The sequence below is a fragment of the Litchfieldia stipae genome, from assembly GCF_014837155.1.
Classification (GTDB): Bacteria; Bacillota; Bacilli; order Bacillales; family Bacillaceae_L; genus Litchfieldia.
Genome location: NZ_JACYHA010000002.1, coordinates 190964 through 214441, shown reverse-complemented (window position 1 = coordinate 214441; position 23478 = coordinate 190964). Strand labels below are relative to the sequence as shown.

The window sequence follows — 23478 nt, the reverse complement described above, 5'->3', positions numbered from 1 at the left end:
GCTACACTTAATGACCGAACAAACAAATAGGGGGGTAACATGGAACAGTTACAAGCAACACATCTTCAAGCTATTGAACATACAAAAGCAAAAATACTAGAAGACATTGACCAATATTTAGGTGAACAGGATACACCCAGTTCATTTGAAAATTACATAACAGATCGTATGCATTATATTGACCAAATTTGGATCAATGTTTGGCTGAATAAAGCGACTAATAAAGTATCAAGAACGGAAAAAAAGGAGTTTCTCTCCAAATTAGGATATGAGGTCGAGGGAATAGATCGCAAAATCATTAATTCCCTCTTTCGAAATGAACTAAGAGAATATAAACCATTTCACGTAATGGAATGGCTTAATGAAACGTATTTAAATAATGAAACAAATTGGAACCAACGTTATGAGCATGCTAGAAGCAACTATCTTTTGAAAATGGAAGAGGTAGAACTAGAGAAGACAAAGGAAGAACTTAAATCACAATTAAAAGAACAGTCAAGAGATCTTATTAATAAAAAACATCATTTTTATTATGTATACCTTAGATTTGAAATGGCTAAACAGCTACAACATGATTTTCAAACAAGAAAAAAATATATTGAGACAAAAGCTTATCGATTTGAAGATCAATTAAAGTCAAAGGGTTCCTTAAAAATCTCTGACTATCAAACAGTTAATGATTTTCTGTATGAATTAACTGGTAATCTTAATCAAACCATTTCTTGGGGAAAAAATAATGTTGAGTTTGAATCCTATTATTATATATATGAGCATTTAATTAATGACTATGTATTCGATCATATAAGTAAACTTCTGTATCAAGAAATAACTAAGCTAGAACTGTCAAATGCAGAAGATATACCTGAAGAAAGATTAACAATTAGAGAATATAAAAAGAACATGGCAAATGAACTCGCTATGTTAGCAAAGCAATATTTTTTAATGATTCAGGAAGAACGAATTGAAGATTTAATGAATCTGTTAACCATCCCATTTGATCCTGAGGTGCATGTAGATATCTTTGAGCATGACTTGAAGGAGCGAGAAAGAAAAAGAGCAGAAGAACTTGCTGAAATTCAACGTCAGAAAGAGGAAGAAGCCAGGATCTTAGCTGACATATTCAAGCATGAATATAGCCCATCATATAGTCACAATACGAAATATATTTTGCATGTTGGTGAAACGAATACTGGAAAGACCTATCAAGCACTTCAGAGTCTGAAAGAAGCTAGCTCGGGAATTTACCTTGCCCCTTTACGTTTATTAGCTCTTGAAGTATTTGAAAAACTAAATTCAGAAGGAGTCCCTTGCGGGTTAAAAACAGGTGAAGAAGAAAAGGAAGTAGATGGAGCAAGACATCTTTCTTCAACAGTAGAAATGTTCCATGAAAAGGACTTTTATGAAGTTGTAGTCATTGATGAGGCTCAAATGATCGCAGACAAGGATAGAGGATTCTCGTGGTATAAAGCAATAACAAAAGCTAACGCAAAAGAAGTTCATATTGTCGGCAGTATGAATTTAAAAAGAATGATCTTACAGCTATTAGAGGATGCAAATATTGAAGTCCACGAATACAAACGGGATGTACCGTTAGAGGTTGAAGGGAAACCATTCAACATCAAATATACGAAAAAAGGAGATGCTCTCGTTTGTTTTTCTCGAAGAAGAGTACTAGAAACTGCTTCGAAATTACAAAGTGAAGGATATAAAGTAAGCTTAATCTATGGAAGTATGCCTCCTGAAACAAGAAAGAAACAAATGCAACAATTTATTGATGGTGAAACAACTGTAATTGTTTCAACAGATGCAATCGGGATGGGATTAAACCTTCCAATTCAGCGTATTGTATTTTTGGAAAATGAGAAATTTGATGGAACGAGAAGAAGGCGCTTGACGTCTCAAGAAGTAAAACAAATTGCAGGTCGAGCGGGTCGAAAAGGGATTTATAATGTCGGAAAAGTTGCATTTACAAAAGATATAAAAATCATGAAACGACTTTTATTTGATCAGGATCAGCCTGTACATACATTTGCCATTGCACCAACAAATACTGTGTTTGAACGGTTTCAACGTTATTCTAGAGATCTCCAAACCTTTTTTGATATCTGGGATAAATTTGAGAGTCCAAAAGGAACGAAGAAATCTACTCTAGCTGAAGAAAGAGCTTTATTTGAAAACATTCAGGATACTGAAATTGAAGTGAGAATGCCGATGATGGAGCTTTATGGCTTTTTGCATCTACCATTTTCATCAAATGAACCAGCACTTGTTAAGCAGTGGAAAAACACGATGTATGCAATTGTAAATGGGCAAGAGCTTCCTGAGCCAATCACTAGGAATAAGGACACTCTTGAAGAATTAGAGCTCTCTTATAAGGCCATCGGATTACATTTGTTATTTTTATATCGACTTGAGCAGCGTACAGAAGCAGCTTATTGGGAAAGAGTAAGAGAAGGGCTTAGTGATGAAATTCATGAACACTTAAAAAGCAATGTAAAAGCCTACTCAAAAAAATGTAAGCAATGTGGAAAGCCTCTTCCTTGGGATTATGAATTCCAAATTTGTAGTGACTGTTTTCATCGAAGACAAAGAAGAAGACAGCATAATCAATTTTAAGTCAGTCGCCTACGGCTGACTTTTTTTCTGTTGATAAAAATGAGATTTCGACACACTTTTTATGAAAAATAAGTTATATTTATCATAATTTAGCATGTTTTCATCGTCAGCTCAGTTAATCAATATGATCATAATCACATAAAGTGAGGGGATTATATGGAAAAAAAGCAGGGTCAAAATGAACATCTAACAAAGGATGAGAAGTATGTTTGGCACTCAATGAGGCCTTATCAACCATCTGACACATTAGTTATTACTAAAGCTGAAGGTTCATGGATTACTGATCATGAAGGAAATCGCTATTTAGATGCCATGGCTGGACTATGGTGTGTTAATGTAGGGTATGGAAGAGAAGAATTGGCTGAGGCAGCCTATGAACAATTAAAAGAAATGCCATATTATCCACTTACTCAAAGTCATCTCCCTGCGATAAAGCTAGCTGAAAAATTAAACGATCTATTAGGTGGAGATTATGTTTTCTATTTTTCCAATAGTGGTTCTGAAGCAAATGAAATTGCATTCAAAATCGCCAGGCAGTATCATCAGCAAAGAAATCATCATAATAAATATAAGATCTTAGCAAGATATAGAGGATATCATGGTAATACGATTGCCACGTTAGCTGCTACTGGTCAAGCACAAAGAAAATACAAATATGAGCAGCTTGCACCAGGATTCATTCATGTTTCTCCACCAGATTGTTATCGTGATGGTGATAAGGATATAACAGATCCTCATGAATTACAGTCTGTTAAAGAAGTAGATCGTGTAATGACATGGGAGCTTAGTGAAACAATCGCTGCAATGATTATGGAACCGATCATAACTGGCGGCGGGATATTAATTCCGAATGAGCATTACCTTAAAGGTGTAAAAGAGGTGTGTGCTAAGCATGACGCGTTACTCATCGTTGATGAAGTCATTTGTGGTTTTGGACGAACGGGTGAAGCATTTGGTTTCATGCATTATGGTGTGAAGCCAGATATAATTACAATGGCAAAAGGGATCACAAGTGGCTACTTACCACTTGCTGTAACTGCCGTTCGTAGAGATATTTATGAGGCATTCAATGGTATAGATGATTACGACTATTTAAGACATATCAATACTTTTGGAGGAAACCCAGCTGCATGTTCTCTTGCATTAAAAAACATTGAAATGATGGAACAGGAAAAATTATTTCTCCGATCTAAAGTCCTCGGTGAAAAAACTCTTTCTACTTTAAAGTCAAAACTCCTGAATCACCCATATGTTGGCGATGTTCGGGGAAAAGGTCTTCTAATAGGGATTGAACTCGTAAGTAATAAACAAACAAAAGAGCCATTAGATGTTGATAAATTAAATCAAGTCGTTCAGTATTGTAAACAAAATCGAGTCATTATTGGGAAGAACGGAATGACAGTTGCAGGGTTTAATAATATCCTAGCACTATCACCGCCATTAACTATTAAAAATGAGGATTTAGATTACTTAATTGAAACACTCGTTAAAGGCTTGCATACTATAATATAGATGTTATCATATATCGTAGACAAAGAAACATGTGAAGTAGTTGTCACATGTTTTTTTCTTATAATAAAGGCTGTTTTCTCAAAGTTTGTTGTTTTTTGAGGTGAATTAATTGAGAATAGATTTCTAGCAGCCTGAATACACGGGGGACTCCCGTGGGACTAGTTGGCTCCCACAGGACGCGGAGTGTATTCAGGCTGTGGTATCAAAAGCAACAATATATACGAAAATAGCCATAATAAAAAATGAACTGGAGGTACCATTATGAAACAAATGCCATTACAAAAGCGTGGAATTTCTTCTAGCAGATTAGCTTTAGGATGTATGGGCTTTGGGGGAGGCTGGAATCAAGAACCGATAACGAAAGAACATATCATCCAGGCAGAAAAAGCAATTGATACAGCGCTTTCAGCAGGGATCACATTTTTTGATCATGCCGACATTTATACAATGGGAAAGGCAGAAAAGGTTTTTGGTGAGATACTTCAGAGCAATCACGCTTTAAGAGAAAAGATTGTCATTCAATCGAAATGTGGTATCCGTTTTCCAGAAGGGAACATACCAGGCCGTTATGACTTCTCAAAAGACTATATAATACAGTCAGTTGACGGTATTTTAAGCAGACTTGGTACAGAATACATAGATATTTTATTATTACATCGTCCAGATCCTCTTATGGATCCTGAAGATGTTGCTGAGGCGTTTGATTCTTTAAAACAAGCAGGAAAAGTGAAGTATTTTGGTGTTTCAAATATGAATGCATCGCAAATGAAATTCTTGCAATCAAACCTTTCAGATCCACTAGTCGTCAACCAATTAGAAATGAGTTTATCACATTTAGATTGGGTCGATCATGGTGTCCATGTGAATCAAAAGGCAGGAGAAAATGGATATTTTTCGGATGGTATACTTGAGTATTGCCAAATGGAAGATATCCAAATCCAAGCTTGGTCACCATTAGCCAAAGGAAAGTTCTCTGGCAGATCTGTTATCAATGAAAATGATTCAGTAGCAAAAACAGCTCATCTTGTGAAAAAGCTGGCTCAAGAAAAAGAAACAACACTAGAGGCGATTGTATTAGGCTGGTTAATGAAGCATCCAGCAAAAATACAGCCAGTTATTGGTACGACCAATCCTACCAGAATTAAAGCATCTGCGGATGCAATTAGAATTGCAGAAACAATGACAAGAGAAGAATGGTATACACTTTATATAAGCTCACGTGGTGTAAAATTACCTTAAAACAAAACCCTCACTTTACAGTGAGGGTTTTGTTTTAAGGTAAGCCGCAATTGCCGTAATGTAAGTAAGAAAGTTTTAAACCACCACTCCTCAAAGTGGGTGTTCGCAGAAACGTTCCTGTATGTCCTCCTTGTCGTGTAGACAGAGGCTTGCCATTCCAGCTTCAATGTTAAACTCCCTATATAAGCTTAAAGGTTAAAACTTTATTATGATTACGAACAATGCAGCTTGTGTTTATATATTATACTAAACTCATCAAAATATCAAATTTACAGTTGTGACCATCATGTAACAGATTTTTTATGAAGAAAATGGGTATTATAAGAATATTTAGTTGATACTACAATTAGAAATCTTCACTTATAGGACTAAAAGAAGGGGGAAATCTAGCGTGGATCTTACACCAGAGCAACGAGTCACATTACACGGATTTAACAACCTCACAAAATCATTAAGCTTTAATATGTATGATATTTGTTATACAAGAACAAAAGAGGAACGCGAGGCGTACATTGAATACATTGATGAAGTGTATAATGCTGATCGATTAACAAGCATCTTAAGTCATGTATCTGAGATTATTGGAGCTCATGTTTTAAATATCGCTAAGCAGGATTATGTACCGCAAGGGGCAAGTGTTACAGTTCTTGTATCAGAAGGACCGATCGTAGAGGTTCCAACTGGACATTATGACGAGTCTCCAGGACCACTTCCAGATAATGTTGTTTTACAGCTGGATAAAAGTCATATCACCGTTCACACTTATCCAGAATACCATCCAGATGAAGGAATCAGTACATTCAGAGCTGATATTGATGTATCTACTTGTGGAGAGATTTCTCCGCTAAAAGCATTAAATTATTTAATTCACTCCTTTGATACAGATATTATGACCATTGATTATAGAGTACGTGGGTTTACAAGAGATATTGAAGGCCATAAATTATTTATTGATCATGAAATCAGTTCAATTCAGAATTATATTCCTGACGAAGTGAAGGAATTGTTTGATCTTATAGATGTGAATATTTATCAAGAAAATATATTCCACACAAAATGTAAATTAAAGGAATTTGATATTAATAATTATTTATTTGGCTATACAAAAGAAAAACTATCCCCAGAAGAGGTTGAAGAAATCACGAAAAGATTAAAGTCCGAAATGGATGAAATCTTTTATGGGAAAAATATTCATTAACAACATTCCTGAGGCTGTCCAAACGCTTATGATCAAGCTAAATCGGACAGCCCTTTTATTTATCCATAATATTAACCCTCTACTTTAATATCTGGATTCTTTTCGTTTTCAAGCTCGATTGAAGAAACAATATAAGCGAAGCCATTCATAAGAAAAATAACAACATTAGACTGTATCTTATCAATTTGACCTAAATAAGTATTCATAATAATGATTACTGAATAAAGAACTACAAAAAACAGTGCAATTTGGTTAAATATCTTCAAATCAAGCTCCCCCTTAAAGAATTCTTACTTTAAGCATATTAGTGTTAGGGTAGTCTTATGAATTTGAACTGGAAGTAGATCCTTAAATATAAATATTTTCAGTATAGGGTATAAGCTCCTTCATTTATAGAAAAATAACAAAAACCATGATTTTTAGAAGGAGATTGAGCATGAAAAATATGATGAGGGTGAAGATATTAATTATTGTAATGTTCCTTTTAATACCGTTGATACAATCTGTAAGTGCAAATGAAGCGAAAAATACAAGTCGACAATTACCTGAACCACAGGGAGGAGCAGAGTCGACAGAAAGAGTGAGACAGCCAGTTTCAAATATTATTCTTCAACAAAGATATCCAGAAACGATCGTTCTAAGAGGTGCAATGAGTGAAAATAAACTTGCATTAACCTTTGATGACGGCCCGGATCCACGTTTTACATCACAAGTATTAGATGTTTTAAAAAAACATGATATCAAAGCCACTTTTTTTGTCATGGGAGCTAGGGCAAGAGAATACCCAGATCTCGTTAGAAGAATGATTGATGATGGGCATATTGTTGGGAATCATTCCTATACTCATCCTAACTTTGTTGAGGAAGAGCAACTAGAAACACTTGAGAGAGAAGTTAACCAAACAGAGGATGAATTAGAAGGAATCATTGGGTATCGAACTAAATTATTTCGAGCACCTTATGGTTTCCTATACAACGAATTAGTTGAGAAATTAGCAGAAATGGATTATACGGTGGTTGGTTGGTCTGTTGATTCACTTGATTGGCAGGAGGATGCTCCAGAAGTGATTGCTTATACAGTGACAAGCAACATTCACCCAGGTGCCATCATTCTGATGCATGATGGTGGTGAATGGGATGCAGATCGAACAAATACAATTAGAGCATTAGATCAACTTATACCAACATTAAAAGCCCAAGGCTTCCAATTTGAAACCGTACCAGACCTATTGAATATCCCCTACAAAAAATAACTTGAAAGCAATCTAGACAAAAGTTTCTGAGTTGAAATAGGTGACGTTATTTGAAAATGTTATGTATAGATGGTGGTGGCATTAGAGGTGTTTTTGCCATCTCCATTCTAAAAGAAATAGAACAAGAATTTAAAAAGCCAATTGTAGAGTTATTTGATGTGATAGCAGGCACTAGTACTGGAGCTATTGTTGCAGCTTCAATTATTATGAATAATAAAATGACTGACGTGTTAAACCTGTATAGGAAGAATGGAGCAAAAATATTTATTCCAAAAGCAAAGATTGGTTTGTTTAAAAGTGTTTATAGTGATGAATATTTACGAAGTTATTTACAAGATGCTTTTGGTCATATCACTCTTAAAGATATACGGAAGCCATTACTTATTCCAGCAGTAAATGTAACAAAGGGGAGACCGTATATTCATCGCTCTAATTACGGACATCATTTGAGTAAGGATATGGATGTGAAGCTATGGGATGCTGTATTATCTTCATGTTCTGCACCCGTATACTTTCCTCCAAATAATATTGATAATAAATACCTCTCAATAGATGGTGGTTTGTGGGCCAATAATCCATCTATGGTTTGTATTACAGAAGCCTTAAGCCATTTTAATAAAGAACTTTCTGATATTCAAATCATGTCAGTTGGTACAGGACTTCAAAACATAGATTTTACAATCGATGATAATAAATATTGGGGAGTAAAGAAATGGCTGCCCTTTCAATTATCTTCGATGAAAGTAACTCCTAAATTAATTGATTTAGCATTAAATTTATCATCAGAATCTGTTTCATTTCACTGTAGTCAGTTATTAAAGTCTAATTATTTACGAATAAATCAGGATTTAGGCAAAGAAGTGCCATTTGATGATATTACTTCGATAGGCTCTTTAATAGAGCTTGGACAAAAAGTGTTTCAAGAACAAAAAAGCGAAATCACACATTTTTTTAATGAAAAACTATAAATTAATAATAAATTTAATCATATTAGGATTAAAACAGTTCAATAATGGGAATAAGAATAATGCAACACTAATTCAATTGCAATCTATTGTATTTGCAACATGCTAGGAGGAACAAGAATGGAACAAGGTAAAGTAAAATGGTTTAACAGTGAAAAAGGCTTCGGCTTCATTGAGCGAGAAGGTGGAGAAGATGTATTCGTACATTTCTCAGCTATTGAAGGTGATGGCTACAAATCACTTGACGAAGGTCAAGAGGTTACTTTTGACATCGAAAATGGTCAACGTGGTCCTCAAGCGACTAACGTTCGTAAAGTATAGATTAACATAAGTGTTATTCTCTATTTAAATCCATAGGTCAATCAAAGAGAGGTTGTTTCAAAAATGTGTACTTAGCATATTTTTGAGCAATCTCTTTTTGTGTTAACTATTGCTAAACATTCCCTTCGTTATGCCGATATAATGTTGTGTGTATACTAATATAATTATTTTTGTGGATGGAGAAGCTATAAAAAAGAAATCGGTACTAAGTTTGTGCCTAAAGGGAGAAATTTACATGAACAAATTTTCAATCAAAAAGATATTCGCGTTAGGAGTTGCGCTCGTTCTATTCTTTGTTTTATCAGGTTGTAATTTAGGACAACCATCAAATATAGACGAAAAAATAACGGTTGGGATTATGCTATCTGACGTTGGTTTAGGAGACCAATCATTTAGTGACATGGCCTTTACAGGATTAGAAAGGGCTAGAGATGAACTAGGAATTGAATTTAATTATATGGAGTTAGACGAAGATAATAGCTATGAGAAAGGGTTAACCACATTAGTTGAAGAAAATCACGATTTAGTGGTTGGATTAGGGTTTGCGATGCAAGAGGATTTAGAAAAGGTAGCAGCAGCATATCCCAATCAACGCTTCTTATTTATTGATGGTGTTTCTGAGTTAGAGAATGTTCACTCAATTACATTCAAAGAGGGTGAAGGTTCATATCTAGTTGGAGTATTAGCTGCCTTAGCTTCTAAAACCAATACATATGGTTTTATTGGCGGAATGGAAGGCGTAGACGTGATTGAACGATTTCGTGTAGGTTTTGAACAAGGCGTTAAAAGAATTGATCCAGAAGGTACTATTTATGTGGACTACACAAATGATTTTGGCGATCTGAAAAAGGGTGAAGTAATTGCGAATAAGATGATGGATAATGATGTAGACATGATTTATCCAGCAGCAGGATTATCAGGATTAGGAGCCATCCATGCTACGGCAGTGAAAGAGGATATATTTGCATTTGGAGTCGACACTGATCAATTTTTCTTTGCAGAGAATACAGTTGTTTCTTCGATGTTAAAGAATGTAGATGTCGTTATCTTCCAAGCATTAAACGAACTAAAAACTGAGGGTACCTTACTTGAAAAGCATATGGAGCTAGGTCTTAAAGAAAATGGTGTTGGTTTAGCACCAATTCGTAACATAGCAATCACTCCTGAAATAGAAGAAGAGCTTGAAAAAGCTAAGCAAGACATTATCAACGGTAAAGTTACAATTAATTAGGAATAGGTGACTAAGAGAATGAAATTAAAACAAAAATTACTAATAAATATTCTTGCCCCATTATCATTACTTACCCTCATTTTCATTATTGTCATTGTTCAAATGAATCAGCTAAGATCGGATTCAGATGCAGAGGTGGAAATGCTAATAAATACGCAACAATTAAAGGGAAATATCGAGTCACTACAACAATCACTTGAAGCCAATGCTTTTAACAAAACTGAAGCAAGTGCCGAAAAGGTTAAATCAATTTTAAATATTATTGAACCATCACTAGAAAAGATGGGTGAAGTACTACAACAGGATGACCAGAGAAAAATTTTCACATCATTGACTGATAAATTTGATCAAATCAATTCGGAATCACTTGAAGCCATTTCTACTAATGATTACGAAGAACTGAAGCGCCAATCGATTAGAGCACGAGGAATTATAAATGACATATTTAAACTTTATAATCTTTCCTATGAAAACTATGAGAATGTAATAGCTAACCAAAAACAAAAAGTTTCTTTCTTAATATTGTTCTCAATTATAGCTATTGCGTTACTTGTAGTAGGTTCAATAATTGTTGCAATATTCTTTTCAAATAAAATATCAAGACCAATTAATAAAATCACCGAAAATGCTAATAAGGTTGCAGATGGTGACTTAATCATTGAGAAGGTTGATTTAAAAGGAAAAGATGAAATTACTGAATTAAATCACTCATTTAATACAATGGTTGACAATCTAAATAATATTATCTTAATGGTGGGGACAACGAGCACACATTTATCACAGTCTGCAGTGAGTTTCCAATCGAATGCAAATGAAGGAATTGCTATTACGAAGGAAATAACAACGTATATGAACCAAGTAGCCTCAGGAGCAGAGCAAACAAAGCTAATGGCAGAGGAATCTGCTCGTGCAGTAGAGGAAACATCAATTGGTATTAATCGAATAGCAGAAAGTGCTGGAACGGTTTCTGATCTGACCGAAAAGACAACTGAGCTTGCAGAAGACGGTCGTGGTTCATTAAGCGATACGGTTGATCAAATTGAATCAATCTTTAGTTCTGTTACTGAAACGGACCAAGCAATTCAGCAACTATTTGATAAGTCGAATGAAATATCAACGATTGTGAATATTATTACAGGAATTGCAGAGCAAACAAACTTACTTGCATTAAATGCAGCTATTGAAGCCGCAAGAGCTGGAGAAGCTGGAAAAGGATTTGCAGTAGTTGCTGATGAGGTTAGGAAACTAGCCACTGAATCAACAAAATCATCAAACGATATCCGCCAATTAATTCAAGAAATCCAATCATCAACTTTAAGTTCTGTTAATGCAATGAAAGTTGTGAAACAAAGTGTTTCTCTTGGTTCAGAAAAAGCAAATGAGACTGCCGAAAAATTCATTATTATCATGAAATCAATGAATGATGTTATGTCTCAAATTCAAGAAATCACAGCAACAACAGAGGAAATTTCAGCTGGCTCTGAAGAAGTATCTGCTTCAGTTCACGAAATGTCTGAGGTTGCGAGACAATCAAGTGGAAGTATCCAGAAACTTGCAGCATCAGGAGAAAAACAATTAACAACAATGGATGAAGTTCAATTAGCAGCAGAATCACTCACAGATATTTCATCTGAATTGCAGAATCTAATTTCAAAGTTTACAACAAAATAAGTAATCAACTCTAAACAAAAGCTATCTCATTATATGTGTTAACACACTTTACTTGAGATAGCTTCATTTTTATTTACATTTTGAAAGCGAAAAAATAGATTGAATGGCTAGGAATGGTATAGTATTAATAGTTAGAGATAAATTTAATGAAAGATTAAGGGAGTTTGTCGATGAAATTAGTATCTTGGAATGTAAATGGATTAAGAGCTTGTGTAAAAAAAGGATTTTTAGATTATTTTAATGAAATAGATGCAGATATTGTTTGTTTGCAGGAAACAAAATTACAAGAAGGCCAAATCTCTTTAGACTTACCTCAATACCATCAATATTGGAACTATGCGATCAAGAAAGGCTATTCGGGTACAGCTATATTCACAAAGATGCAGCCTCTTTCAGTGAAATATGGAGTTGGTGAGGAACAAGAGGAAGCTGAAGGTCGAATTATTACATTAGAATTCGACGAGTTTTTTCTAGTGAATACCTATACTCCAAATTCTCAAAGAGATCTTGCAAGACTAAACTTCCGATTAGAGTGGGAAGATCGTATTCGTACATACTTAATGGAATTAGATAAGAAGAAACCGGTTATTCTCTGCGGTGATCTAAATGTTGCTCATCAAGAAATTGATTTAAAAAATGCAAAATCAAATAAAGGGAATTCAGGATTTACAATAGAAGAACGTGGAAAAATGACAGAGCTGTTAAATGCGGGGTTTGTTGATTCATACAGATACTTATATCCTGAGATTGAAGGATCTTATACCTGGTGGTCTTATATGAACAAAGTTCGTGAAAGAAATATTGGCTGGCGTATTGACTATTTCATCATCTCAAACAGACTAACAAAACAATTAATGAAAGCACAAATCCATTCAGACATTCTTGGAAGTGATCATTGTCCTGTTTGTATTGAACTGGATCTAACACATTAAAGTTGTGACAACTTCTTATTTGGATATACTATTAAAAAAAACCGATATATGGAGGCACGGAACGAATGCTGAGAAAACAAATCCAGAACTATATTAATAATAAGATTGAAACAGGTGAAAAAACACTTGAAGTATACAATGAGGAATATAATTATATACATAAGCACAACCTTCTAGATGCTAACACCAACATGAATATAATTGAAGGAAATTCACGATTCAATGATGCATATATCGAAAGATCTGATAAAGAGACTGAAGAACTACTATCAGAAGAAAATCATTCATTTCTAAATCAGCCACTTACATATTTAAAAGACCATAAAAATGAATTCATTTATCTTGAATCACCTTGGTTTGACATTATTGGTGTCGATGCTGTTTCAATTGAAGTAGATGATGTATTCGGAAACTATGATGTCATGCTAGGATTAAAGATTCCAAAAAAACTTGAAAAAGCATTAAAAGATCAATTACTTCTATTAATGCAAAATGACTCTACAAGCTTTGAACTGAGTTTTAGCCAAAATGATGGTTTATGGGATGTTAATTTCTCATTAAACGCTATTAACGAGTTTCATGAAGAAATGACAATTGGGAGTGCCTACCAACTTGTATACACTTCAATATTCCAATTGATTGAAGTCATTGAAGAAAAATAAGTAACAATCAACGTTTCTGACTAAGAAGCGTTTTTTTAAAGATGAAATAAGAAAAACAATAAATTATTAAAAGATAGCATAGTGCTAGCAGTCGCTATCACTATGCTAATGTATGAAGTAGAGGTGCAAATAATGAGTACTGAAGGAAGAATTCAATTAAATGTACGAGTTAGTAAAGAAACATCAGATTTACTTGACGAAATTGTTGAATATTATCAACAAAACACAAAATTTGGCAGAGTATATAAAGGTGATGTTCTAACAGATATTATTCAAAAATCTCATGAGATAATGAAAAAACAAATAGCAAATTCTGATAGAAAGTATTAATTTTTGATAATTATCTCTTATTCCGAATGTAATAATTGTTTAAATGGAAAGATAGATTTAGTTACTTAAGAAAAGAGAGGATGATGTTACATGGATAAGATCGAAGTAGGAGAAGTATTTACAATTACAGATGAAAATGAGAATGAACAAGAGGTCGAAGTATTAGCTTCCATGACAGTTTCAGGCTCAGATTATATTGCAATCGGTTTTGTCGAGGATATTGAAGTTGATTCTGAAGAAGATGTTGATATCTTCTTTTTAAAGGTGGAAGATGATGGAGAATTCTCTTATATCGAGGATGATGACGAATTCGAAAAAGTATCTAACGCATTTGAAAGTGTCATGGATGAAGAGGAATAAGTAAGAGTTGAAAATGAAATATTGGAAATAAAGGCTGTTTTCGTATGTTGCTTTTAATACCACAGCCTGAATACACTCCGCGTCCTTTGGGGTGACCGGTGAAACTCCTCGTCGCTAGCGCTCCTGCTCACGTCTCACTTTGCTCACGCATCCCACGGGAGTCTTGAGTGTATTCAGTCTGTTAGAAATCTCATTCTCAATCATTCATCTGAAACAACAACAAACTTTGAGAAAACAGCCAAAATAAAAGAGAAGCAAATCTAATGACTAGATTTGCTTCTTTTATTTTTTGTTACCTTGGGAATATAAATATAAAAAATAGGTTAATTTATGCTATATTGGTTAAATTTAAAAAAATGGAGTAACTAATGAGAAGATTTATAAAGACACCCAAAAACAAAAAAACACTTGATAACCACTTATCATCTGATCAACCTCTTAAATCAGATATTCTCAATAATATAAGCGAATTGAAGAAATTATTCAAAGATTGTTCTGACATTGTTTTTAGGGAATTTTCAATAAAGGAAAAAAAAGCATACTTAATTTTTGTAGATGGGTTGATTGATACAAAAAGTTTAGAATTTAACGTTTTATTTCAACTTTTAGACAAGATTGAAGATATCGGAGAAATAAATGCTAATTATTTTGAAAAAAATATGGTTACCATCGCACAAGTTTCCGAATCAAATTACCTGAATGAATTAGTGAAGAAAGTATTGGAAGGTAACACAGTCTTAATTATTGACGAGATTGAGAAAGCAATCATCTTACATGCTCAAGGCGGGGTAAGAAGAGCTGTAGCTGAACCAGAAACTGAAACCTCAATAAGAGGACCGCGAGAAGGATTTACAGAAAGTCTTAGAGTAAATACGAGTCTAGTTAGAAGAAAAATTCGGTCAAATCGGTTAAAAATTGTATCTAAAGAAGTTGGTACTGAAACAAGAACTGCTTTAGCCATTTTATATATAGAAGGTCTTGCTTCAGATGATTTAGTAAGAGAAGTATTAACACGGATAGATCGAATTGAGATTGATGGTGTACTTGAAAGTGGCTATATAGAGGAACTCATAGAAGATCATCCATGGAGTTTCTTTCCACAAATCCAGAATACCGAAAGACCTGATTCTGTCGCTGGGAATTTACTAGAAGGAAGAGTGGCAATCATCATTGATGGGACTCCATTTGTATTAATTGCACCAGCAACCTTTTGGCAATTCTTACAGGCAAGTGAAGATTACTATCATCGATTTCATATCTCAATCTTTCTACGCTGGCTACGAATCGTCTTTATATTTATCGCATTACAATTACCAGCATTCTATGTTGCTGTGACCACCTATCATCAAGAAATGATTCCAACAACCCTCTTATATAGCATAGCATCAAGTAGAGAGGCCATTCCCTTTCCAGCTTTTGTAGAAGCAATGATTATGGAAATTGCTTTTGAAGCATTGCGTGAAGCTGGAATCCGTCTTCCTAAATTAGTTGGCCAAGCAGTAAGTATTCTTGGTGCATTAGTAATTGGTCAAGCAGCCGTTGAAGCAGGTATAGTATCTGCCCCCATGGTAATCGTGGTCTCACTAACTGGTATTGCTTCATTTACAGTTCCAAGATTTAATATGGCTATTTCAATTCGCTTATTACGATTTCCAATGATGATTTTAGCTGGATCATTTGGTTTATTTGGAATTGTAATTGGCTCAATTATTCTATTAACTCATTTATGTAGTTTACGATCATTTGGTATTCCATATTTTTCACCACTGGGTCCATTATCGATTAATGAATTCAAAGATGTTTTTATCCGGACACCATGGTGGTCAATGGATAAAAGACCAAAAAACTTTGTTCACCAAAATCTTGTTAGAGAAAAGGCAAATCTGAAACCATCTCCTAAACAAGATAATTAAATTTTGTTAAAGAAGAGGATATCTATGGATCTTAACTTGAAACGTTTTGTAATGTTTATAACATTAATATGTTTAACAGGGTGTTGGGATCGTATTGAAATCAATGATTTGGCTTTTGTTACTGCGACAGGAATCGATAAAGAAGACGAAAATAAATTTCGAGTCTCCTGTCAAATACCGTTACCAGGAGCTATGGGTGGTGCTGGTTCAAGTGGTGGTGGTGGAGGAACAAGTGGTGAGAAACCTTATTACGTGGATTCAAGTTTAGGAAGAAACGTTAAAGAGAGTAATGATAACCTTCAACAACAGATGTCCAGAAGACTATATTTTGCGCATCGAAGGGTCGTAGTTTTCGGTAAAGAATTAGCATCCTCAGGGTTTAAAAAATCATTAGATGTCATACTAGTTCAACCTCAATCAAGGCTTTCTACTTTTGTAGTGATTACTGAAGGGAAAGCAATAGATATCCTTAATGCCTCCCCACATTTAGAGCAACTTCCAGCTGAAGCTATTCGGGAGATGACAAAGAACTCACTTGGAATAAATGTTAGAGACGTTTTACTTGATATTAGCAGGCCAGGTAAAGACCCAGTGATTCCAATAGTAGACACCGTTAAGACAAATAATGATAAAAAAGAAGAACAGTCTGATGAAATTAAAATTGATCGTTTCGCAGTATTAAAAAACGATAAACTAGTCTTCTCAACAAATCCTGAAGAATCCTTAGGAATCATGTGGTTAAAACAAAAAATGACAGGAAAATCAATTACATATCCTATTGGGGATACTGAAGAAGTGAATGTTGAAATAAACAGAGAAAACTTAACGGTTACACACAATATTAGTAATGGAAAACCGTCATTTACGATAAATGTTAAGGCCTATTCCGTATTGAAACAAAACGAACAATCTTTTACAATTAAAAATTCAGAAATTTATGGAGAGTTGAAGGAGAAATTAGACAAAACGATAGAAGATCAAATAGAATCAATCATCGAACATTCAAAATCTGAATCTATTGATGTATTTGGTTTCGGTTGGTATTTATTTAGATATGAAAACAAGCAATGGCAGGATCAATGGGAAAAGAACTGGGACCAACTACTTAAAGATTTAGAAGTGACAATCAAAGCCGATACTGATATTCGGACAATAACAAATACAGGGATTGACGCAGAGGACTGATAAAATGGGCGGTACGACATTAACATGGATATTCCTAATCCTTTATATAGGACTACAAATAAAGAAGAAAGAAATGAATAAAGTTGATGTATATATAGGATTTATACTAAGTGGAATAACCCTTATTTTAACTTGTTTAATCCCATTTTTCATTGGATTTGAAGAATTTATCATTTTTTTGAACAATACGATAGGTCGTTTTACGAGGATGGTGGTTACAAGATGAAACCACAAATATCACCATTTCAATATTCTATATTAATAGCCAATTTTCTCTTTACTGGCACTTTAATTAGTTTACCTCAAGTCTTGGTACAAATAGCAGAACAAAATGCTTGGATGGTCCCATTCATTAGTTACCCAATCATTATACTCATTATATTTTTAGGAATAGGTAGAAGTCGAAAATTGAAAAACAAAATAAGCACAGAAATAGGCAACTCTTCTCCATATATGGAGAAAATTTTTGGTATTTTTATGCTTCTATTTTTATCACTAGCATTTATAAGAGATGTTCGTGCATTAGCTGATTTTGTTGTTTCAAGCTTATTGCCTTCGACACCCATTGAAATTCTAACGGTCTTATCAGTTTTGACCGTAATCTATATTGTTCATAATGGATTAGAGGTGATAACTCGTATAACAGTTATCCAATTTATTGTATTGGCAACTGTCATTATCTTACTACCATTCATGCTTTCCAATGAAATTGAATTTAATAATTTACAGCCTATATTAGGTTCAAGTGCATTCCCATCACTCTTTCAATCATCGTACCTTCTTATTGCGTGGTTAGGGGAAGTTGTCATTGTATTCTTACTGATACCTTATATAAAACCAATTAAACATATTAAAAAAATAAGCATATTAGGAGCATTATTTGCAATGATCCTACTATTTATTTTACTCATTCTAGAGTTAGCTGTTTTAGGTGCAGATATCACTAAAGTTTCAACATTCCCGAATTATCAATTAATCCAACAAATAAATATTACTGATTTTTTGGATCGACTTGATTTAATCATTGTAACAGTTTGGGCACCCACTTTGTTTTGTAAAATAGCTTTAACATTATATTGTATTAATAAGTCTTTAAGCTATATTAAGGGATCTGAATCTTCTCATTTAGTCTTACCTATGGGCTTATTTCTTGGGACATTGGCAATCTTACTATTTAAAAATAACATCCAATTACTAGAATTCTCATTCTATACTTGGGCAACAATTGGTTTATTCCTAGAGATATGTATAGTAGGAATCTTTATATTAATGAGAATAAAAAATAAGCATCAAAAACAAAAAGTTACAGACTAAATCAAATATTAAGACCTCCCAGTACTTTTGGGAGGTCTTAATACATTATACGTCTTGTTTTTTAGTTTTCTTTCTTGCTGAATCTTTACTTGTTCCATCAAATTCCTTATTCGTCGTTCCTTGTCCTTCAACTTGAGAAGAATTCAAGCCGATGGTAGATGGATCTTTTTTTGGTCTAGACATAATCAGACACCTCCTTCGAATAGTTTCACTTATCGAAACCTATTTTATTCGAGTAAAAAGCGACTATAGTTGATTTAAAACAAATACACTAGAATAAAAGTTGAAATGGAGTGTGAATTATGTCAGTTATTTTGAAAGAAAAGCTCTACATCAATGGCGAATGGATTGTTGCAGAACAGTATAAAACTCTTTTTTCACCTTATAAACATCAGCCTTTAGCAGAGGTCCCTGTTGCTACGGCTACTGATGTTAAACATGCGATTGAAGCAGCATATCAAGCAGTGGATATCATGCGCAAAATGCCTTCTCACGAGCGTGCATCCATTCTTGAGAGAATAGTTGCTTTGTTTGAAGAACGCTTTCATGAAGCTGCAGAAATGATTGCAAAAGAAGCTGGGAAACCAATAAAAGCAGCTAGAGTTGAGGTATCCAGGACAATACAAACATATAAATTTGCAGCAGAAGAAGCCAAACGTATTACTGGTGAACTTATTCCCCTTGACGCAGCTCCTGGTGGGGAAAATCGAATTGCCTATACAAAAAGAGAACCAATTGGTGTTGTAGCTGCGATTACGCCTTTTAATTTTCCAATGAATTTAGTTGCACATAAAGTGGGACCAGCAATTGCAGCAGGCAATACAGTCGTACTTAAACCAGCATCTCAAACACCAATGTCAGCTTATTTTCTTGCTAGAATTTGTGAGGAGGCTGGATTACCGAAAGGTGTACTTAATATTGTTACTGGAGAGGGACGTATAATAGGTGAAATGTTAACAGCGAGTAAACTCGTGAAGAAAATAACATTTACAGGAAGTCCAGAAGTAGGGATTAAGCTAAGAAAAAAAGCTGGCTTAAAAAAGGTGACACTAGAGCTTGGATCAAATTCTGCTGTGATTATTGATCATAATGCCCCTTTGAATAAAATTATTTCGCGTTGTGTTGCTGGTGCCTTCTCTTTTCAAGGTCAGGTTTGTATTTCATTGCAACGAATATATGTACATGAAAAGATATACTCTCAATTTGTGAAAGAATTTATAGAAGAAACAAAAACATTAAAAATAGGAGATCCTCTCCATGAGGAAACTGATATTTCAGCTTTGATTTCATCTAATGATAGTCAACGAGTGAAGACCTGGCTTGAAGAAGCAATTGAGGAAGGAGCAAGCGTTGCTTTGGGTGGAGATATGCAGGATGAAATATTGAATCCTACTGTCCTGTTAAATGTTCCTCCGACATCAAGAATCTCTTGTCATGAAGTGTTTGCCCCTGTAGTCTTAATCACTAAAGTTCCTAGTATTGATGTTGCTATTAAAGAAGTGAACGATTCTCAATTTGGACTCCAGGCAGGAATTTTCACACAAGATATAAATACTGCCTTTGAAGCTGCTGACAAATTAGAAGTTGGTGGGGTCCTTATTAATGATATCCCCACCTTTAGAGTGGATCAAATGCCATATGGTGGTGTGAAGAATAGTGGTATAGGTAGAGAGGGAATTAAGTACGCCATTGAGGAAATGACTGAAATGAAGCTTGTTATTATTAATAGAAATTAAATTCTAGGGACATACATGACATTTGTCATATGACATACATGACATGTATGACTTACACCATTTTATGAAACCCTTTATCATAGGATTATAACAAAGATGAAGGGAATTAAAACAATGAGTAAACAACAAAATTTGAACTTAAAAAAACAAATGTCTCCTTATGAAAAAGCCAATACGAAAGATAGCATATGGCAGCTTATTAATACTCTTGCTCCTTTAATCATTCTTTGGTTCTTAGCTTATAAAAGTCTTTCAATTTCATATTTCTTAACACTCTTCTTTGCCATTTTTGCCGCAGGATTTGTTATAAGAACATTTATTATATTCCATGATTGTTGTCATCAATCGTTCTTTAAGAATCGTCGTGTAAATGCAATCCTAGGAACAATCACAGGTGTAATTACATTATTTCCGTACAGTCAATGGAAGCATGAGCATTCTGTTCATCATGCAACAAGCTCTAACTTAGATAAACGTGGAGTTGGTGACATCTGGGTAATGACAGTAAAAGAATACATGGATGCACCACGTTCAACAAAAATCGCATACAGAATCTATAGAAACCCATTAGTTATGTTCGGATTAGGGCCTATCTATTTATTTCTAATCAAAAATCGCTTCAATCGAAAAGGTGCGAGAAAAAAAGAAAGAATGAATACGTATATAACTAACATTTCAATTCTTGCTTTATCGATAGGTTTATCACTAATCATAGGCTGGAAAGCGTTCCTGATTGTTCAAGGTACAATCTTATTTATATCAGGAGCAGCTGGTATCTGGTTATTCTACGTCCAGCATACATTCGAGGACTCATATTTTGAAGAAGATGAGAAATGGGAGTATGTGAAAGCAGCTGTAGAAGGTAGTTCTTTCTACAAGCTTCCAAAGTTATTACAATGGTTAACAGGTAATATTGGATATCACCATGTTCATCATCTTAGTCCGCGAGTACCAAATTACATGCTTGAGCAAGCACATAATAATACACTTCCATTACAGCATGTACCAACGATTACTCTAGCGACAAGCTTAAGCTCATTGAAATTTCGTTTGTGGGACGAAGACAATAAGGTATTTGTTAGCTTTAAAGCCATCAAACAAACATCACTGAAGGAAAAAGTAAGCACAACGTAAAATATATGTAATATGGCTGCTCCTAAAAAGCAAGAATTAACTTTTAGGTCAGCCATTTTTTAACATTTATTCATATTTGTGATATGATTAGACAAAAACAGACGAGGTTTATCTATGAAAAAAAGGTATTTCATTTTTCAAAAAGGATCGGGAATATCACCATATATTTGGAGCGTATTTAGTATCCTACCATTCTATTTTATCTTTCAAGCATCATCATCAGTTGAAATAGGGATAGGGATTGCGTTAACAATTGTTTTTTTTATCGCTTTACGCTTCGCTTTCATTTCGACTAAATGGCCTGTTTATTTATGGACCTCAATCTTAATAGCCATCTCGATCACAATGACCGTTCATTTCCAATATGCATATTTTGCATTTTATATCGCTTATTACAATGGAAATATTAAGAATAGAATTGCCTTTATAACTTTATATATCATTCATTTAGTTTTTACAACGGCTGCGATTAATTATAATATTGTTACAAAACAAGAAGACTTCTTATCTCAGCTGCCATTCATTATTATCATCTGGATTAGTGTCATCCTTCTCCCTTTTAATATTTATAACAAGAAGAAACAAGGCTTATTGGAAGAACAGCTAGAAGATGCTCATAATCGAATTGCAGAGCTTGTGAAACAAGAGGAACGACAACGGATTGCTAGAGATCTACATGATACATTAGGTCAAAGGCTTTCTCTTATTGGTTTAAAAAGTGATCTTGCTAGAAAGCTCGTCTACAAAGACCCAGAACAGGCTCGTAATGAAATGAAGGATGTTCAACATACTGCAAGAACGGCCTTAAATGAGGTACGGAAAATGGTTTCGCAAATGCGTGGGATCCGGTTAAAGGAAGAAATAACACTAATAACACAATTACTTAAGGCTGCTGACATTGAATTAATCATTCATGATGAACGAGGACAATCATCAAATTTGTCTTTATTCTTAGAAAATATACTAAGTATGTGTTTAAAGGAAGCTATAACCAATGTCGTTAAGCATAGTCATGCTACAACCTGTCAAATTATAATTAAACAAAATAATGATGAAATAACACTAATTGTCCATGACAATGGAATAGGCATTCAAGATGAAAATTCCTTACACAAAGGTAGTGGACTGATAGGGATGAGAGAAAGACTTGAATTTGTTAATGGCAGTCTTGACATTGAATCATTTGAAGGAACAAAATTAATTATGAAAGTGCCAGACGTGAGAAAGCAGTTAGGAAAGGAGTTAAATTGATGATTAGAATCGTTATAGCAGAAGACCAAAGAATGCTGCTTGGTGCACTTGGTTCACTGCTAAGTTTAGAAGATGATATAGAAGTCGTTGGGAAAGCAACAAACGGTGTAGAGGCTATTAACCTTGTTCATCAAACTAAACCAGATATATGTATTATGGATATTGAAATGCCTGAAAAAAGTGGGTTAGAGGCAGCAGAAGAACTAAAGTCTTTTGATTGTAAGGTCATCATACTAACGACTTTTGCTCGTACTGGCTATTTTCAACGTGCACTCAAAGCAGGTGTGAAAGGGTATTTATTAAAGGATAGTCCAAGTGACGAACTTGCAAACTCCATTAGAAATGTGATGGCAGGAATGAGAATATATGCGCCAGAACTAATGGATGATGTTTATAGTGAAGGAAATCCACTTACAGAACGTGAGAAAGAAGTATTAGGACTAGTTGCAGATGGGAAAAATACAAAAGAAATTGCTGATACGATGAGCATTAAAACAGGAACGGTTCGAAACTATATATCTACCATACTTGATAAATTAGAGGTTAAAAATAGAATCGAAGCGATTTCGCAATCGAAAGAAAAAGGCTGGTTTAAATAAATACACTATATTTCAAGATTGCATTCTACCAGTCCAAATGGCAGTTTTATCAAGAAA

The 23478-nt window shown here is 34.3% G+C and carries 22 protein-coding genes, 1 other RNA gene and 1 pseudogene; 21 read left to right on the top strand and 3 right to left on the bottom strand.

Annotated features, from left to right (window positions below; all coding sequences use genetic code 11):
* The first annotated feature begins 39 nt into the window (after window positions 1-39).
* The 3 genes from F7888_RS03215 to F7888_RS03205 all read left to right on the top strand — a co-directional run bounded on the left by F7888_RS03215 (window position 40) and on the right by F7888_RS03205 (window position 5367).
* Window positions 40-2616, top strand: a complete 2577-nt coding sequence (locus tag F7888_RS03215) for a helicase-related protein (protein WP_191777134.1) — start codon at window positions 40-42, stop codon at window positions 2614-2616.
* A 156-nt stretch (window positions 2617-2772) separates the two neighbouring features.
* Complete coding sequence (locus tag F7888_RS03210; RefSeq protein WP_191777132.1) at window positions 2773-4128, top strand: aspartate aminotransferase family protein; 1356 nt, start codon at window positions 2773-2775, stop codon at window positions 4126-4128.
* Between the two features lie 261 nt (window positions 4129-4389).
* Window positions 4390-5367 (top strand): aldo/keto reductase, encoded by a 978-nt coding sequence (locus tag F7888_RS03205; RefSeq protein ID WP_191777130.1) that lies wholly within the window; start codon window positions 4390-4392, stop codon window positions 5365-5367.
* 37 nt (window positions 5368-5404) lie between these two features.
* Here the strand turns inward: F7888_RS03205 and ssrS are convergent.
* Window positions 5405-5600, bottom strand: a non-coding RNA gene (gene ssrS, locus F7888_RS03200) — 6S RNA.
* A gap of 158 nt (window positions 5601-5758) precedes the next feature.
* Between ssrS and speD the strand changes: the two genes are divergently transcribed.
* Window positions 5759-6565, top strand: a complete 807-nt coding sequence (speD, locus tag F7888_RS03195) for an adenosylmethionine decarboxylase (protein WP_191777128.1) — start codon at window positions 5759-5761, stop codon at window positions 6563-6565.
* Window positions 6566-6636: 71 nt separating this feature from the next.
* On the opposite strand, the gene F7888_RS03190 is transcribed toward speD, so the two are convergent.
* Entirely contained in the window at window positions 6637-6831 is a 195-nt protein-coding gene (locus F7888_RS03190; RefSeq protein WP_191777126.1) for a hypothetical protein, read from the bottom strand.
* 179 nt (window positions 6832-7010) lie between these two features.
* Between F7888_RS03190 and F7888_RS03185 the strand changes: the two genes are divergently transcribed.
* The 13 genes and pseudogenes from F7888_RS03185 (at window position 7011) to F7888_RS03130 (ending at window position 18701) form a co-directional block, all read left to right on the top strand.
* Window positions 7011-7817: a polysaccharide deacetylase family protein gene (locus F7888_RS03185; RefSeq protein ID WP_412095977.1), complete on the top strand. Its 807-nt coding sequence runs from the start codon at window positions 7011-7013 to the stop codon at window positions 7815-7817.
* A 56-nt stretch (window positions 7818-7873) separates the two neighbouring features.
* Entirely contained in the window at window positions 7874-8785 is a 912-nt protein-coding gene (locus F7888_RS03180) for a CBASS cGAMP-activated phospholipase (RefSeq protein WP_225228592.1), read from the top strand.
* A 117-nt stretch (window positions 8786-8902) separates the two neighbouring features.
* Complete coding sequence (locus F7888_RS03175; protein ID WP_078546559.1) at window positions 8903-9103, top strand: cold-shock protein; 201 nt, start codon at window positions 8903-8905, stop codon at window positions 9101-9103.
* 235 nt (window positions 9104-9338) lie between these two features.
* Window positions 9339-10334, top strand: a complete 996-nt coding sequence (locus F7888_RS03170; protein WP_225228574.1) for a BMP family lipoprotein — start codon at window positions 9339-9341, stop codon at window positions 10332-10334.
* Between the two features lie 18 nt (window positions 10335-10352).
* Window positions 10353-11060, top strand: a pseudogene (locus F7888_RS23025) (HAMP domain-containing protein); the annotation flags it as partial.
* Window positions 11055-12005 (top strand): methyl-accepting chemotaxis protein, encoded by a 951-nt coding sequence (locus tag F7888_RS23020; RefSeq protein WP_412095976.1) that lies wholly within the window; start codon window positions 11055-11057, stop codon window positions 12003-12005. The pseudogene F7888_RS23025 and the gene F7888_RS23020, both read left to right, overlap by 6 nt.
* 170 nt (window positions 12006-12175) lie before the next feature.
* The gene (locus tag F7888_RS03160; protein WP_191777118.1) at window positions 12176-12937 is read left to right on the top strand and encodes an exodeoxyribonuclease III; all 762 of its coding nucleotides are present in this window, start codon (window positions 12176-12178) and stop codon (window positions 12935-12937) included.
* A 65-nt stretch (window positions 12938-13002) separates the two neighbouring features.
* A complete protein-coding gene (locus tag F7888_RS03155) occupies window positions 13003-13599 on the top strand; it encodes a branched-chain amino acid aminotransferase (protein WP_191777116.1) in 597 nt (198 codons plus the stop codon).
* A 132-nt stretch (window positions 13600-13731) separates the two neighbouring features.
* Window positions 13732-13929: a hypothetical protein gene (locus F7888_RS03150; protein WP_191777114.1), complete on the top strand. Its 198-nt coding sequence runs from the start codon at window positions 13732-13734 to the stop codon at window positions 13927-13929.
* 90 nt (window positions 13930-14019) lie between these two features.
* Entirely contained in the window at window positions 14020-14289 is a 270-nt protein-coding gene (locus F7888_RS03145) for a DUF1292 domain-containing protein (protein WP_191777112.1), read from the top strand.
* A 368-nt stretch (window positions 14290-14657) separates the two neighbouring features.
* Window positions 14658-16202 carry a spore germination protein gene (locus F7888_RS03140; RefSeq protein WP_191777110.1) on the top strand — a complete coding sequence of 515 codons (1545 nt, stop codon included), beginning with the start codon at window positions 14658-14660 and terminating at the stop codon, window positions 16200-16202.
* 24 nt (window positions 16203-16226) lie between these two features.
* On the top strand, window positions 16227-17387 hold the full coding sequence (locus F7888_RS03135; RefSeq protein WP_191777108.1) for a Ger(x)C family spore germination protein: 1161 nt from the start codon (window positions 16227-16229) through the stop codon (window positions 17385-17387).
* Window positions 17388-17609: 222 nt separating this feature from the next.
* Entirely contained in the window at window positions 17610-18701 is a 1092-nt protein-coding gene (locus tag F7888_RS03130) for a GerAB/ArcD/ProY family transporter (RefSeq protein ID WP_191777106.1), read from the top strand.
* Between the two features lie 45 nt (window positions 18702-18746).
* Here the strand turns inward: F7888_RS03130 and F7888_RS03125 are convergent, their stop codons facing one another.
* Window positions 18747-18884 carry a YuzL family protein gene (locus F7888_RS03125; protein WP_191777104.1) on the bottom strand — a complete coding sequence of 46 codons (138 nt, stop codon included), beginning with the start codon at window positions 18882-18884 and terminating at the stop codon, window positions 18747-18749.
* Between the two features lie 119 nt (window positions 18885-19003).
* Here F7888_RS03125 and F7888_RS03120 point away from each other — a divergent pair, with 119 nt between their 5' ends.
* The 4 genes from F7888_RS03120 to F7888_RS03105 all read left to right on the top strand — a co-directional run bounded on the left by F7888_RS03120 (window position 19004) and on the right by F7888_RS03105 (window position 23421).
* Window positions 19004-20437, top strand: a complete 1434-nt coding sequence (locus tag F7888_RS03120; RefSeq protein WP_191777102.1) for an aldehyde dehydrogenase family protein — start codon at window positions 19004-19006, stop codon at window positions 20435-20437.
* Between the two features lie 114 nt (window positions 20438-20551).
* Window positions 20552-21571: a Delta(5) desaturase DesA gene (gene desA / locus F7888_RS03115; protein WP_191777100.1), complete on the top strand. Its 1020-nt coding sequence runs from the start codon at window positions 20552-20554 to the stop codon at window positions 21569-21571.
* A gap of 114 nt (window positions 21572-21685) precedes the next feature.
* The gene (locus F7888_RS03110; protein ID WP_191777098.1) at window positions 21686-22822 is read left to right on the top strand and encodes a sensor histidine kinase; all 1137 of its coding nucleotides are present in this window, start codon (window positions 21686-21688) and stop codon (window positions 22820-22822) included.
* On the top strand, window positions 22822-23421 hold the full coding sequence (locus F7888_RS03105; RefSeq protein WP_191777096.1) for a response regulator transcription factor: 600 nt from the start codon (window positions 22822-22824) through the stop codon (window positions 23419-23421). Before F7888_RS03110 ends, F7888_RS03105 begins: the two co-directional genes overlap by 1 nt.
* The last annotated feature ends 57 nt before the right edge of the window (window positions 23422-23478 follow it).